This is a genomic window from Yokenella regensburgei, assembly GCF_051486985.1.
Taxonomy (GTDB): Bacteria; Pseudomonadota; Gammaproteobacteria; order Enterobacterales; family Enterobacteriaceae; genus CBFFRJ01.
In genome coordinates this window covers 40,231-53,374 of sequence record NZ_JAHVDV010000029.1, presented here as the reverse complement: position 1 = coordinate 53,374, position 13,144 = coordinate 40,231, and the positions used below count along the sequence as shown (strand labels likewise).

Here is a 13,144-nt window from a genome sequence, read left to right as displayed (position 1 = left end):
TTTGGCACTGATAGATATAGGGCCAATAGTCGTAAGCATCTTGCCCGATTTGCGATCCAACGCCTGAACAGAGATTTTTTCGATACTCTTTCCAGGAATTTTGCGACTCAAGGAAAAGGTTACTGAAAACATCACCTATGGTCTGTTGAGTATCATGAGCGTTGTAAACGGGACCACTATTGTTCTCTTTTATCTTCCTGACAGTCTCAGAAATTCATTCGTCTATATCATTATTGCTTTTATCACTAAGGGTGCGTAAGCATTCTGACGCTGTCCCTCGGTCAGCATTACTACGCCAACAATTATCGATTTCCGGCCCAGCAATAATCTCTACTTGTTCAGTACTGTAAGCTGACGGAACTAAAATCATCAAAATAATAGTTAGCAATAAATTTTTCATAAACACCTGATTGTTTGTCTTTTTGGCTCATAACGCATCAGGGATGGGTTTTCACGGATGAACGTTGACACCCGACGCCCGCGCCTTGCTCACAACCGACCCTGTTACCGTGCTTCAACGTCGCTCTGCGCCAGGAGCGGACGTCTTAATCGCTTTCCGTCAGCACGCCGAAGTAAATATTTTCACGGTCTGGTTAAAGGGCAGCAAAGAGCCTGAGCGGGCTTTATAGAATGTTACGCTGATTTCGCGGGGAATCCATGCTGCTTTGCTGTCCATACAACTGCCATCGCTAATAGCAACAAGATGATAATTGCAGGTGCGAAAGCGCCAGCCCCTGCTAAATCCAGCAACAGGCCGCCGATAATACCGCCACCTGCTATTGCCAGATTCCAGGCCGTGACCAGCATAGACTGTGCCACATCGGCTGCGTTGCCAGCAGCTCTGGCAATGGCGGTCTGGAATAATGTTGCAGCGCCACCAAAAGATAAGCCCCAGGCGGCAACCGCCATGTAAACCGCAGCCGGAATATCACTCATCATTCCCAGCACAAATGCAGACAGAGCGAACAGTGCCGTACTCATCAGCGTCAGCATACGCAGATATCTGTCAACCAGTACGCCAATAACCCAGATACCCAGCAAAGATGCAACACCAAATATCAGTAATATCAGGTCCGTTCGTTCGGCCATGTTCGCGGATGCCAGAAACGGCGCGATGTAGGTATAGAAGATGTTGTGTGCCAGCACGAAAGTCAGCACCACTAACAACACCGCGCGAACGCCTGCAAGCGTGAAGACCTGCCCCAGCGCCAGGCGTTTACTCGCTGGCAGTCCCGAAAAATCAGGCACACGGATGCGCACCCATACCATCAGCCCCAGCGCCATCAGGCTCATAATACCAAAGCACGTGCGCCATCCGACCAGGCTGCCAAGAAACGTTCCGGCGGGCACACCAAGCGACAGCGCAAGCGGCGTACCGACCATCGCTATGGCTATGGCCCGTCCTTTCTTTTCGTCTGACACCATACGCGCTGCATAGCCCGCCAGCAGTGCCCAGACAAGTCCGGCTGATACGCCTGCCATAAACCGCGCCACCAGCGTAATAACATAGTTGACGGAGAGCGACGTGACGGTATTAGCCACAACGAATCCTGCCAGCGCTATCAGTAATAATGGACGCCGACGCACGCCCTGCGTGGCGGTAATCAGGGGAATGGCAGCTAACAGTGACCCGACTGCGTAAAGCGTAACGAACTGTCCGGCAAGCGCCCCCGAAATATGCATATCAGCACTAATCTGTGGCAGTAATCCCGCAGGCAAAGCCTCTGTAAGAATGGTGATGAAACCCGCCAGCGCGAGCGCCAGAAGCGCTGCAACCGGGAAGCGAGCCTGTTGCGTATGTTGACGTTGAGCGAAAGTGGAATCCGTCATAATAGTTGTGCCCTGCTGTGTGACGATGCCCGGTATTCATCAGGCTGGATCGTCAAAATGAGTTTGTCAGGCATCATGACGGTGTTACTTATTCAGGACAATAATGCTAATGTTCAAAACATATCGGACAAATATTCTTAAATGGCATCCTTGATGGAATCACTCAGCGGTATATCGTTTTTCGTCCAGGCAGCAGAAACGCTGAGTTTCTCTGAAGCCGGACGTAATCTTGGCATTTCTTCATCAACGGTAGGGAAAAGTGTCTCCCGGCTGGAAGAGCGCCTTGGCGTCCGCCTGTTTCACCGCAGCACCCGTAGTATAAGGCTGACTGCTGAGGGCAAAATGTTTCTGGAAAGATGCCGTCGGATTCTGAGCGAAGTTGAAGCCGCAGAGCTTGAACTGTCTGAAACCAGGCTGACACCGCGAGGCCGCTTGCGCATCAGCCTGCCGCTTGTTGGCATGCTGGTTATGCCGGTGATTACCGCCTTTATGCGTCGTTATCCGGCTGTCGAGCTGGACGTGGATTTTTCCGATCGCATGGTAGATGTGATTGAAGAGGGATTTGATGTCGTAATGCGTACCGGCGAGCCGACCGATTCACGCCTGATGTCCCGCACGCTGGGCAGCTATCAGCTGAAACTGGTGGCCTCACCGGGCTATCTTGACGCGTCCGGTGTGCCCTGCTCTCCCGCTGACCTGGGCCATCATGCCTGCCTGCATCACAGATTTCCCAGCACCGGCAGGCTTGAACCCTGGCCACTCACCAGCCCCACCGGTAGCCAGGTATTAAGCCCACCGGTAACGATGGTATGTAACACATCGGCAGCATTGTTGGACGTTGCCCTGGCGGGTCTGGGTATTGCATGCCTGCCTGACTTCATGGTGCGTCAGGCAGTGGTTACAGGCGACCTGTTACCTGTTCTGGATAAGTATATGGATCATCAGGGCACTTTCAGGTTGCTCTGGCCATCCAGTAAGCACCTTTCGCCCAGAATACGTGTGTTCATAGACTTTATGGTCGATACCCTCTTTGCAACAAAAAATACCAACCGGCAGGTTTAGTAGCGAAACTTTCGTGGCATCACCATAGTAAGTGAGGTGTCCGCCTCCTCAAAGGCGGACCTTGCTGACAATATGCTATGTTACTTCCAGCAGCTCTCTGCACTTCTGCCTGATTTTAAGGCAGAGACGTCTCGTGAAGATGGCGCCAGATTGCATGACTGTCATCCCTCTTTTCAAACACAGCTGTTGAAAAACGGCGCGTTGCTTCCGCTCCGGGTAATTGCTGTATTTCTTTATAGGTGACCGTCGCTCCCCCTTCACTTTCAGCGATGATCTGCATATCAGTGATTTCAATATTTAGTCCCGGGCGGGCACCCCGCTGAGTACTGAAAAAAGCTTTTAATGCGGCAAAATCGAGCAAGACTCCACCCGGTGTCACCATCGAGAATGTCAGGCTGAAGCGTAACAGTAATTTGTCACAGATATCAGCATGCGCATCAGCGTCGCCTAACCAATCCCCGATCAATACGTGGGTATCCAGCACTTCTTTGAAATAACGATTCATTGCTGCTCCTGATTAACTAAATAAAGTACGCGCTGATTATTGAGCCGATAACAGCACAACACGGGAATAACGGCGCTGCATGCTGCTAATACAAAGCAAAGATGATAAGCCCCTTCTGTGGGCATGCCGGTATTGGCGACCAGATTAAACAGAAGATTGAGCAGGGTAACGCCAAGGCAGAAGCTGAGCTGGCGATTGATATTCCACAGCGCGCTGGCATCAGCGAGTTCGCTATCTGCTATCTGGATGAAGGCGGAACTTTGCGCTGAGCTGCTGCACAGGCTGCTGCCAAAACCCATCAGCGTGAACGCTATGACACAAACGATCACATCCATAGTGTGGCCCGTCAGAGCCAGTAGAGCCATACCGAAAGCGTTAACCAGACAACCCGTGATAAACAGGGGGCGAGGTCCCCATATGTTGAACTTTTTCCCTGTCATGCCGATCGCTGCAAACGACGCCAGTGACCATGGCAACATCATCGCGCCGACAAAGCTGGCACGCATGCCGAGCTGATTCTGCAGATAGAGCATGCAGAGCATGTTCACACCGGTAAATAGGCCTGGTACAAACTGATAAATCAGCATGGCGGTTTGCAAAAGCGGATCTCTGATCAGGTGCAAGTTGAGTAAGGGTTTGCTTTTTTTCAGGGCCTGCCGCGCATAGCCAGCCAGACAAAATAGGCCACCTGTCAGTATCAAGGCGCCACGAAAATGATGATTGGGTTCACCCAGATATGTCAGCCCCAGTAGTATCAGGGTTAACGCTGCGCAGCCACTCAGCAAACCCACCAGATCTAACCGCTCGCGTGATCCTTCCCGCGCCTCAGTTTTGAGCCAGACCCAGGCCAGTATCAGGGCGACAACGGCTAACGGCAGGCTTGCCAGAAACACCCAGCGCCAACTGAGGCTGTCGACCAGAACCCCTCCTGCTACCGGTGACAGTGCCGGAGCCAGCAGGGCAATCAGCATCACAACGGAAGAGAGCTTTGCACGTTCATGACTCTGATAGAGTGCATAGGTCATTGCCTGACCGACAGGGATGAGTAATCCGCCACCAACCCCCTGTATCCAGCGCCATGCAATCAGTTGAGAAATAGATGATGACGCCCCAACACCACAGGTGCCAGCAATGAAAATAAGCAGGGAAAACAGGAAAAGACGTTTAGCGCCAGCGCATCTTGCCAGCCAGCTGCTAAGGGGGATAACCAGTGTCAGGCCTAAGATGTAACCATTACTTATCCAGGCTACCTCGCTGACGGTGGCATCAAAACGTCGCGCAATATCGGGATAAGCAACGTTGGCGATAAACATATTGACTAAATCAATAAAAAATCCCAGCAGATAGACGGTGGTAACGCGTGCACGATAATTCATTCTGTTCTCAAAGAAGTACACATCAGGCGCGCAGTATAAGCGCGGCGGAAATCAGGATAAATTTCCTCTCTGTTGTTACACTGTCAAAATAATTTTGACAGTAGTTATTTCGGCGAGCACAAATAAATGATTAATATGCAACGCGCTGCAATCTTTGTTGCGGTGGTTGAGGCGGGAAGTTTTACCGACGCAGCCCAGACGCTGGGTCTGACTAAAGCGGTCGTCAGCGCCAGTATCAAAGTGCTGGAGAAAGAGTTGGGCGTTTCATTACTGACGAGAAGCACGAGGCACGTTTCAACGACGGATACCGGTGAAAGATTTTACCAGCACTGTCTGCGCCTTCTTCAGGAAGCCGAACGTGTTCTGGACGACATTCGTAGCGATCACTCTGGATTAAGCGGTTCACTCAGAATTACCACAACAGCAGAATATGGCGTGCGCGTGGTTGTCCCGGCACTGGCGGCCTTCAGCGCCCGCCATCCGCAGTTACGTATACAGCATGTTTCATCATCGCAAAATGACGATCTCATTTCCGGCCGTTTTGATGTCGCGATACGGCTGGGTCATCTTGCTGACTCCAGCCACCACGCCCGTCTTATTGATCGATTCGATATTTATCCGGTCGCTTCGCCTGACTATCTGAATACGTTGGGAGAGCAGTTTGTCGTGGAACTGGCACAGCTTGCTAAGGCGAAATGGATTGCTCACAGCCGTTTATCCACGCCATTAAGCTGGCAGGTAACCACACCAGAGAAAGAAAAAGTGATTTTAAGTGCCGATAGCCCCGCGATGATAATGGCCGATAGCGCCTCCTCATTACTGGCTTTTACTCTGCAAGGAGCTGGCGTTGCGATTTTGCCCGACTGGCTGGTAAAAGATGAGGTAGCCAAAGGGAATTTAATTCGCTTACTGCCAGACCATAATTTTCCCCGACAAGGCATTTACGCGCTTTACCCTCATACACGCCATGTGCCAGAAAAAGTGAGGGCATTTATTGATTTTCTACAAAACAGGATCGAAAACATGGATGCAGGCGATATACCTGCATAACCTGTTGAAACAATCCGGGGTAAGCAATGGACCAGATATGTCATGCATGAAAAAGGATGGTCCTGTAATTGGTTGCCCTTTTTCAGGATGACAGTAATTACGTATCGTCCGCTCTGTGCGCGGATCTGGATCTTGCTATTTAAGCGAGTCAATTACTACTGGAAGCATAGGGCTTGTCGATTTATCTTCTATTGTTTTGAAAAGAGCATAGTGATAAGCCAATATTGATCGTGGAGCACGACTGCCTGTTTCGCTCTTAGAAATCGGGCCATATTGAAGTTTACGCTGTTCAGCGATACCGGGCATACGCGCATAAACAGGGGACGGTCATGCATCGCTGCAGCCATATAGTGACCAATCCTGAATTCGGCACCTTATTCAACCTGGCGTTATTGCTGAACCATTTCAGGGGGACCGTGAACGATAGTCTGGCCTGCCGGTACGTTGCTGATAACAGGACGTAAAAGGGGCTGACGCTTAACGGAGCGGTTTCACGCGTTAAGTAACTTTTTGTCCTGTAAATCTTACTACTATGGACAATTAACAACATGGCCAAAAGGCCGCATTGAGCGGCCATTTTTACTGGTCAGGTCTTTCCGGCAGGATTTTGATGATGACAGCAACAACCAGCACCGACAGGCTAATTGCGATAATGCGTTCATGCCAGGTTTCGTAATGAAAGAACCAGTAGCAGCATAAGAAGAAAAGCAATCCCCCCTGGATTGCAGCTCCGGTTTCAAGCAACGAATGGAATATTCGTCGCCCTACGCTCAGCTTTGGTGGCTCATTTCGTTGTTGCATGTAGTTCACTCTCTACCATGTCAAGTATCTGTTCAAACGCTCCCTGCCCCTGCGTCCGCCTGACGTGCAGTGCTTCAAGGAATGGATTCAGTGCAGTCTCAACCAGAAAATACAGCAGGTCAAAATTGCGTTGTCGGAGCGCGTAGTAAACTTCCGGGTCACTCTGCCGCAAACGCTCAGACGTGTAAATTGATCTTTCTGCCATGCCCCTGGCTAAACGAAGATTACCTATCAGCCCCCCCACGCAGTGAGATTAACAGCGAGCTGCGTTGAGCAATCATCGTGGCCAGTTTTCCCGCTATCACGGAATTGGTGACAGTCCTGCCAGCAACTGAAGCGACGACGTTACCGTAGATGTTGTTCTGTTTCTTTTCCGGCACACTTTTTTTGAAGATGGTCAGCGGGGCATTTTCACCGGCATCGGTCTGATGTGCCTGCTGGCATGGCCTCTGATGCCGGCAAGCTACGGAATCCCTGGTCTTGTGCTGGCGTTATCACTGGCCGTCTGGCTTTCGGATTTCTCCACATCTCCAGGAATCGGCCTGGGTTATCTGTCTCTGCTGGCCCTGTTGCTGCTCAACGGCGCGTCACATCTGCTGGACAATACGCTTTCTGCGCTGATCTACACCATTCTGCCCACACTGTTTTTCCCCCTGGGAGCAATCAGACTGGCTGCTCTTACCATACCCGCTGGGCCGGGGATGCTTCTGGAATGATATATGAATCCGTCTGATCATGATCTGAATCGCTCACGTCTCTCCCGCATGACCCGATACCGGTGCGTGCAACTGAATATGACTGAAGCGGAATATTTCTGCTCTCTTCCCATGGACGAGTGTATCCCGATGCATATACCGGCGTTCATGACGCTGGCAGTAAGATGTCGTCATTCTGAAGGGCTGACGCTACCGGAAACAACCGATCTTCTTGATGACATCATGTTCTACATTGCGATGTTTGGCCTGTTCCTGGAAACAGGCAGGACTAAGCACCCGGTTGAACTGGTTAAAGCGCGCTACCGGCAGGCCGGGAGTGATCCCTCTCTGTACCCTGCCTTACTGGCTATCGGGTATCCGCAACAAGTACAGACCAGGCTGCAGGGCTGAACCATCCCCTTGCGGGTGTTGCCTTTCTCCGACAGGAAACATCGCGCCGGCAAGGGAGCAAGCAGCCATCAGACGATCGTTATGTACAAAACAGAAGACGGGGCATTATTGCTGCTGATTGATAGGGGTATAAACTTCTCAGACACAAGGGAGAATGTTATGGCCATTAATGAAAATGACTTACATAAAGCAGGCTTCACCAGCAAGGATATCGCAAGAATACAACGTACCCTTGCGCAGCATGGGGGAACGTTCGAGGAGCTGCTCACCACGCTTTCAAACCGTTTAAGGGCCGCGATGTGGATAACCTCTGTACTGATTCTGGTTTACATCTTAACGATGGTAGTGGGAAACCGGACTCACATTCTGACCAGTGGCCTGGCGATCCTGCTCACCTTACTGATCGTCTGGGGTGCCATTCCCGTCTCACTGTCACGTAAAGCCCGGCGATTCCGTAAACTCAATTTGTAGTTGGCCCTGCTGACAAAAGGTCTATGGCAACTTTTGCTTTCACACCCCAGCCGACTATTTTAATTGTCTGCAAGTGGTGTGGCATGTTGTTAACCTTGCGGAAAAAATCAGGTTTCAACCAGCGGTAGAGGCGCTGCGCGTCTGGTTTGAGCCTGAGTCCGTAAACGCCATACATTTCTCCCGCAAGCGTAACTGATTTATATAAACCCAGCCCCTGTTGCCGACTGAAGCCCAGATATTCAGCTATTTCCATAGAGCCGTCTGCCTATATATACCGTATTCCAGAGTGAGATCGCCGCAGTCAGCAAGGTGAGCCCACTTGCCCGACTACCGGCACGCCGCAACCTTGCCGTGGCCGCGATTCAGGAACGTATGGGTGACAGTAAAACAAACCCGGATGCTGATTTCCTTGTTCGGCTTAATCGTGCTCTGTATAGGTAAACTTCAGGTGCTATTAGTAACGATGAACCGGCGGCATTTTCCAGAAAGTGAGCCCGGCACGAACAGTTCATTAATGTACCTGCGTTTCCCTATTAGAGGAACGCGCACAACTTATGGAAATGTGGCTACATATTTACAGACATATTATGTCATTCAGGAAACAAGGCCGCCGGTCGGGGCAAGATTTGTTTCTGTGAAAGTCAAGCAGAGCATCTCGAAGGTGTTTCAGGGCTCCGGGGGTGCTATTACGTACCCATAGTTGACGGTGGGGAGATCCGATTCGTTAAAAGGGATTAAATTAATTCTGCCAGGTCCGCTTATCGCTCATAGCTGCCCGTCATGCCTGCTCAAAAAACAGGCTTAACGTAGGATATTTTCCGTTTCCCAAGCGGCCCCCTAAAGCCCGGTAGCGAAAACATAATGAGGATTACACCTGAATCCTCTACTTCAAGATCCGGTACGTACTGGGACAGGGCACTCACTTCAGGCGCCAGCATATATTATGGCAGTCCGGCATGGAGGGGCACCTTCTGACGCAGCGCCGCCGGAAAGTGATGACTATCGGTAACTGGGTCAGCTGATGCAGAGGAGGTGTGTAGGAAACAAGGCCGCTCAAAACTTCATATTCACCGGATAGTCCTGATCTTCAGACAGTTTTCGGTATTCGATGGCTTCTTTAGCTCTGCGACGTCGTTCATTTCGCCACACCCCTGTCTGCTCGCTAATAATCCTAATATTATTTATAGGTTTATAACCTTTATCTAATACTCTGTTAATAAGATCTTAGTTTGGAAAAAATTCTTTTAGAATATCTTCTTTCTTATTTTCAAAAATCTTAAGATCATCATTATCACCCCTTCCCTTCATGTAAATATTTTTTTCCTTATCGAAGCCTTTATCCCCAACCATAAATAAAGCCATGAGATAATCAGCATCATTAATTCCATTGCTTTTTTTTAATGATATAACTTTCCTATAGCAGGACTCTTCGTAATCACCAACCCGATCTTTCAACATACACTCATGCAACAGCAAAGAAGGGCTTTCATTTTTTCTGTTAAATGATTCAAGTACAAAAATAGCTTTTTTATAGTCACCTGTTGAAGATAAAATTCCAGTATACATCCTGACGACATTAATGTTCTCTGGATCGTCATGATAAAGAGAAGACAACCTATTTAATATGGATTTTTTTTCATCATTATCAGTTGAGCTGACATATTCCTTTAGCAACAAAGAAGCTTCTCTAGTTGAATTCTCATGTTTATTTTCAACAGCATAAGCATTCATTGCTAGTAACAGAAACATTAAAATAACACTTACAATTTTTTTATAAATCATATCAGTCCCTATCAAACTGGGTTAATACTATTTTTTCTTTTCATAGATGGCGGAAAAGGAACGGCGCTACCAACATAACCTCCATCATAAATATAACCAGACTCGATCTCTATTTTAGGTAATGAAAGATCTTTCTTGGGGGTTTGAAATTTAGCAGAGTCGATAAAATATTCATTAACATCTATAACAAAAGATTCGCCTCTATTCCTGTCAAGTTTATATATCTTATTATTTAAAAAATCTTTGACGTTACACCAGAACAAAACGCTACCACTTCCGGCCGCCCTTGCAGCGGTTGTTTTACCTGTAACTGATATGTTTACGCTTTTCCCATTTGGTATATTTTCTTCAGTTACATTAAGGTTAACTGAATAACTCGCGTGAGGACCAACACCTTCAATCCTTGAATCTGCAATCTGTGAATAATTAAAACTTTTCGTTTTCACAAACCTTTCTCCCTGTATAGTTTATTTTGTGTAACTTAAAAATTAGCCAATTTTATTAAGTTACACAAGATAAACTATCTAATAAAATTCTTTATTTATACATATTCATCCCGCGCCCGCCCTGCCGTTTCGGTGTACGCTCTCCTGGACACGTTGCCGCTGTTGCAGGGCGATCAACAGCTGATATTCAACCAGTTTTGCCTGCTATTCCCGCTCCGGCCGCTGTTTATGGCGGCACTTGGCCGCGCAATTTTTAACATTGAGCATGGTCAGGAAGGTTTTGTCATCCTGACATCATCCAGTGACCAGGGAATGGTGGATATCCACGACAGGCGCCCCGTTGTGCCAGAATCAGACGTTTCCAGCATCTGCATGCATTAATTGGTGGAGAATAGATCTCACTGCACAGGCATGCAGACTTAGCGGAATCAATAGTGGCGTTTTCTGGGCATTCGTCAAAGAAAATGTGCTGGAAAGTGCCGACAGGCCGTAGAGACGCACTGAGGTGCTCTCAAAAGGTACGGGTGACTGATGTTATCGGTAAATAAAGTCACCTACAGCCAACTGAAAAAGGAGAGCGCGTGCAGTAGAAATGAAGGGAAAAGATTATCAGGACATTTAAATCAAAAATTACGGCCAAGGGTGCCGGTATGGAGCTTTCATTTTATGCTTTTTTTGCAAACAAAATTGATGTTCCTGAACTGCTGATGGAGGTTGCGCACAGGTGGATTATGGAGATGAAGCTGAATTACTTGTCTCTGCAATGTAAACAGCCAGGCGGTGACTCCTGCTGATGCAGTACGCTGCAGGGGTGTTACGGTAAATTTGACATTTAGAAACAGTTAATCCAGCCGGTATAAAGCTTTAGTTAGGGTATCTTTCTCAGTGATACTAACAGGCGCAAAGGCTGATTTTTACGAATGGGGAGATACAGATGTGTAAATATTTTCTGGCCTGTTTTTTCGCCATGTTCGCTTTTTCTGTGAGCGCCGGTCATGGCGGCTCTGTCGGAAAAGCGGGGGCGGGTGGTTATATAGGGAATAAAAGTGCAGACGGCGCTGATGGTGGGAACGATTCAGACGGCGGTAGCGCGAGTAACACGCCCGGCAGGCCGGGGTGTCCGGGCGGTACTGCTCCTGATTTTTCTGGTAAATTTTATCTTCCAGGGACAAAACAGGAATGTAATCCGGGCAGGCAGGACTTGTTGAAAAAACATCAGCCTGTAGTCATCGGGACTTAATTCGCAACAGGGATAGTATGGTTAATTTAAGTATGCATACCAATGAAGCCGAACTGATGAAAGCCGTTGAGTTAATGCAGTATGTCCTGCAACCCGGTACCAGGCAGGAATTCCATGAAATTATGTCCGGGATAAGTGCGCCTCTCCATCGTGAGGCTGGGCTCGATATCGTTGCCTTTGGCTGCTCCCTGCATGATGAGGATTCGTACTACCTGTTCCGGGCATTCGATAATATTGAACATATGAAGGTATCGCAGGAAGCATTTTACGGAAGTGAGGCATGGCAGAAGGGACCAAGAACGGCAATCATCGATCGGATTAAAGTCAGCGTGAAGTCAGTCATGATCCTTCCTGTAACGGTGATAGATGGGTTGAGGAAATGAGCAAAACAACCAGTTCGCCGCTGTAACATTATGGTAAATATGTGTGGCAGGCAGGGGGCATTTTAGTGACAGAACTCAACGACCTAAAATTATTCTGCTCCCTTTTGATTAATACACAATAGTGCCTGAAATGTATCTTCGACTATCAGAATTATCAGTCAAAATAAGGTTTTAGAATCGCTTCTGTCCAGCTCATAAAAGCCTTTACACGCGGCGACAAATTGCGCCGGTGCGCGATGACAAATGATGCGGTGAGCGGCTCAGGGCGTAGATCAGGAAGGACCTCAATCAGGGCACCACGTTTGATATGCGGCATGAGCGAGGAATACCCTCCCTGAATTAAACCTAAACCCGCCAGTCCGGCCTCATGATAAGCCGGTACGCTGTTGACTCTCATTGTGCCTGGTAACATAAGAGACTTGTAACCATCGCCTGTCGGATACTCCCATCCGTCAGGTTTTGAACCAAAATTCCGCATGTAATGAACCATTCTGTGTCCCTGGTTAAGCAAATCATTAATCGTCAGCGGCATACCGAAGCAATCCAGATAGTCCGGGCTTGCTGCATTGATCATGCGTAAATGTCCCAGGGGCCTGGCAATAAGTGTTTCATCCACGATGGGCCCCAGACGAACCACGCAATCGAACCCTTCAGGAACCAAATCGACACGACGGTCGGTACTTGAAAGCTCAAGCTCCAGTTCAGGGTGTGCTTTTAGCAACGCTGGCAGGGCCGGGATTACCACGCTTTCCGCCAGCACGGCTGGCATATCAACGCGTAACCGGCCCCGCAATGGCCTACCGAAATTTGTGAACATTGACCGCAAATCTTCAGCTTCCGATAACAGATCGCGTGCGCGTGTATAGAAAGCACGTCCGTCCTCCGTTAGCTGCACGGTTCGCGTTGTGCGGTGCAAAAGTGTAGTTCCTACGTCATGTTCCAGTTCACGGACCACCACTGAAGCGCGTCCTTTCTTGATACCCAGACTTTCAGCCGCCTGAGTAAAACTCTTCATTTCTGCCACACGCGCAAAAATAATCAGTGATTCGAGGTTTTTCATTGTTCACCATCCGGGTAACAGTGCGTTATTTT

At 48.7% G+C, this 13,144-nt stretch carries 18 protein-coding genes and 1 pseudogene; 9 read left to right on the top strand and 10 right to left on the bottom strand.

What is annotated here, in order from left to right:
• Positions 1-214: 214 nt before the first annotated feature.
• A complete protein-coding gene (locus KXR87_RS18330) occupies positions 215-400 on the bottom strand; it encodes a hypothetical protein (protein WP_437433640.1) in 186 nt (61 codons plus the stop codon).
• 233 nt (positions 401-633) lie between these two features.
• Entirely contained in the window at positions 634-1,830 is a 1,197-nt protein-coding gene (locus tag KXR87_RS18325) for an MFS transporter (protein WP_437433639.1), read from the bottom strand.
• A gap of 153 nt (positions 1,831-1,983) precedes the next feature.
• On the opposite strand from KXR87_RS18325, the gene KXR87_RS18320 reads away from it, so the two are divergent.
• Positions 1,984-2,892, top strand: coding sequence for a LysR family transcriptional regulator (locus KXR87_RS18320; RefSeq protein WP_437433638.1), 909 nt, complete (start codon positions 1,984-1,986; stop codon positions 2,890-2,892).
• 115 nt (positions 2,893-3,007) lie between these two features.
• On the opposite strand, the gene KXR87_RS18315 is transcribed toward KXR87_RS18320, so the two are convergent.
• Both KXR87_RS18315 and KXR87_RS18310 read right to left on the bottom strand, forming a co-directional pair.
• On the bottom strand, positions 3,008-3,397 hold the full coding sequence (locus KXR87_RS18315; RefSeq protein ID WP_437433637.1) for a DUF4440 domain-containing protein: 390 nt from the start codon (positions 3,395-3,397) through the stop codon (positions 3,008-3,010).
• Complete coding sequence (locus tag KXR87_RS18310; protein WP_437433636.1) at positions 3,394-4,773, bottom strand: MFS transporter; 1,380 nt, start codon at positions 4,771-4,773, stop codon at positions 3,394-3,396. Before KXR87_RS18310 ends, KXR87_RS18315 begins: the two co-directional genes overlap by 4 nt.
• Positions 4,774-4,899: 126 nt before the next feature.
• Between KXR87_RS18310 and KXR87_RS18305 the strand changes: the two genes are divergently transcribed.
• Positions 4,900-5,823, top strand: a complete 924-nt coding sequence (locus tag KXR87_RS18305; protein ID WP_437433635.1) for a LysR family transcriptional regulator — start codon at positions 4,900-4,902, stop codon at positions 5,821-5,823.
• 579 nt (positions 5,824-6,402) lie between these two features.
• Here KXR87_RS18305 and KXR87_RS18300 read toward each other — a convergent pair.
• Together KXR87_RS18300 and KXR87_RS18295 are read right to left on the bottom strand one after the other, a co-directional pair.
• Entirely contained in the window at positions 6,403-6,624 is a 222-nt protein-coding gene (locus KXR87_RS18300) for a hypothetical protein (protein WP_437433634.1), read from the bottom strand.
• Positions 6,608-7,025, bottom strand: a pseudogene (locus KXR87_RS18295) (hypothetical protein); the annotation flags it as partial. The gene KXR87_RS18300 and the pseudogene KXR87_RS18295, both read right to left, overlap by 17 nt.
• 27 nt (positions 7,026-7,052) lie before the next feature.
• Here KXR87_RS18295 and KXR87_RS18290 point away from each other — a divergent pair.
• The 3 genes from KXR87_RS18290 (at position 7,053) to KXR87_RS18280 (ending at position 8,201) form a co-directional block, all read left to right on the top strand.
• Positions 7,053-7,340: a hypothetical protein gene (locus tag KXR87_RS18290; protein ID WP_437433633.1), complete on the top strand. Its 288-nt coding sequence runs from the start codon at positions 7,053-7,055 to the stop codon at positions 7,338-7,340.
• 3 nt (positions 7,341-7,343) lie between these two features.
• Positions 7,344-7,730: a hypothetical protein gene (locus tag KXR87_RS18285; RefSeq protein WP_437433632.1), complete on the top strand. Its 387-nt coding sequence runs from the start codon at positions 7,344-7,346 to the stop codon at positions 7,728-7,730.
• A 159-nt stretch (positions 7,731-7,889) separates the two neighbouring features.
• Positions 7,890-8,201 carry a hypothetical protein gene (locus KXR87_RS18280; RefSeq protein WP_437433631.1) on the top strand — a complete coding sequence of 104 codons (312 nt, stop codon included), beginning with the start codon at positions 7,890-7,892 and terminating at the stop codon, positions 8,199-8,201.
• On the opposite strand, the gene KXR87_RS18275 is transcribed toward KXR87_RS18280, so the two are convergent.
• The 3 genes from KXR87_RS18275 to KXR87_RS18265 all read right to left on the bottom strand — a co-directional run bounded on the left by KXR87_RS18275 (position 8,191) and on the right by KXR87_RS18265 (position 10,429).
• Complete coding sequence (locus tag KXR87_RS18275) at positions 8,191-8,454, bottom strand: DUF4225 domain-containing protein (protein ID WP_437433630.1); 264 nt, start codon at positions 8,452-8,454, stop codon at positions 8,191-8,193. The two genes, KXR87_RS18280 and KXR87_RS18275, sit on opposite strands and share 11 nt — an antisense overlap.
• 971 nt (positions 8,455-9,425) lie before the next feature.
• Positions 9,426-9,983, bottom strand: a complete 558-nt coding sequence (locus tag KXR87_RS18270) for a hypothetical protein (protein ID WP_437433629.1) — start codon at positions 9,981-9,983, stop codon at positions 9,426-9,428.
• An 11-nt stretch (positions 9,984-9,994) separates the two neighbouring features.
• Positions 9,995-10,429 (bottom strand): hypothetical protein, encoded by a 435-nt coding sequence (locus tag KXR87_RS18265; RefSeq protein ID WP_437433628.1) that lies wholly within the window; start codon positions 10,427-10,429, stop codon positions 9,995-9,997.
• A gap of 132 nt (positions 10,430-10,561) precedes the next feature.
• On the opposite strand from KXR87_RS18265, the gene KXR87_RS18260 reads away from it, so the two are divergent.
• From KXR87_RS18260 to KXR87_RS18245, 4 genes are all read left to right on the top strand, one after another.
• The gene (locus tag KXR87_RS18260; protein WP_437433627.1) at positions 10,562-10,810 is read left to right on the top strand and encodes a hypothetical protein; all 249 of its coding nucleotides are present in this window, start codon (positions 10,562-10,564) and stop codon (positions 10,808-10,810) included.
• A gap of 224 nt (positions 10,811-11,034) precedes the next feature.
• Positions 11,035-11,223, top strand: coding sequence for a DUF6500 family protein (locus KXR87_RS18255; RefSeq protein WP_437433656.1), 189 nt, complete (start codon positions 11,035-11,037; stop codon positions 11,221-11,223).
• Positions 11,224-11,363: 140 nt separating this feature from the next.
• On the top strand, positions 11,364-11,669 hold the full coding sequence (locus KXR87_RS18250) for a hypothetical protein (protein ID WP_437433626.1): 306 nt from the start codon (positions 11,364-11,366) through the stop codon (positions 11,667-11,669).
• Positions 11,670-11,725: 56 nt separating this feature from the next.
• On the top strand, positions 11,726-12,052 hold the full coding sequence (locus KXR87_RS18245) for an NIPSNAP family protein (protein ID WP_437433655.1): 327 nt from the start codon (positions 11,726-11,728) through the stop codon (positions 12,050-12,052).
• Between the two features lie 154 nt (positions 12,053-12,206).
• Here the strand turns inward: KXR87_RS18245 and KXR87_RS18240 are convergent, their stop codons facing one another.
• Positions 12,207-13,112 carry a LysR substrate-binding domain-containing protein gene (locus KXR87_RS18240; RefSeq protein ID WP_437433625.1) on the bottom strand — a complete coding sequence of 302 codons (906 nt, stop codon included), beginning with the start codon at positions 13,110-13,112 and terminating at the stop codon, positions 12,207-12,209.
• Positions 13,113-13,144 lie beyond the last annotated feature (32 nt).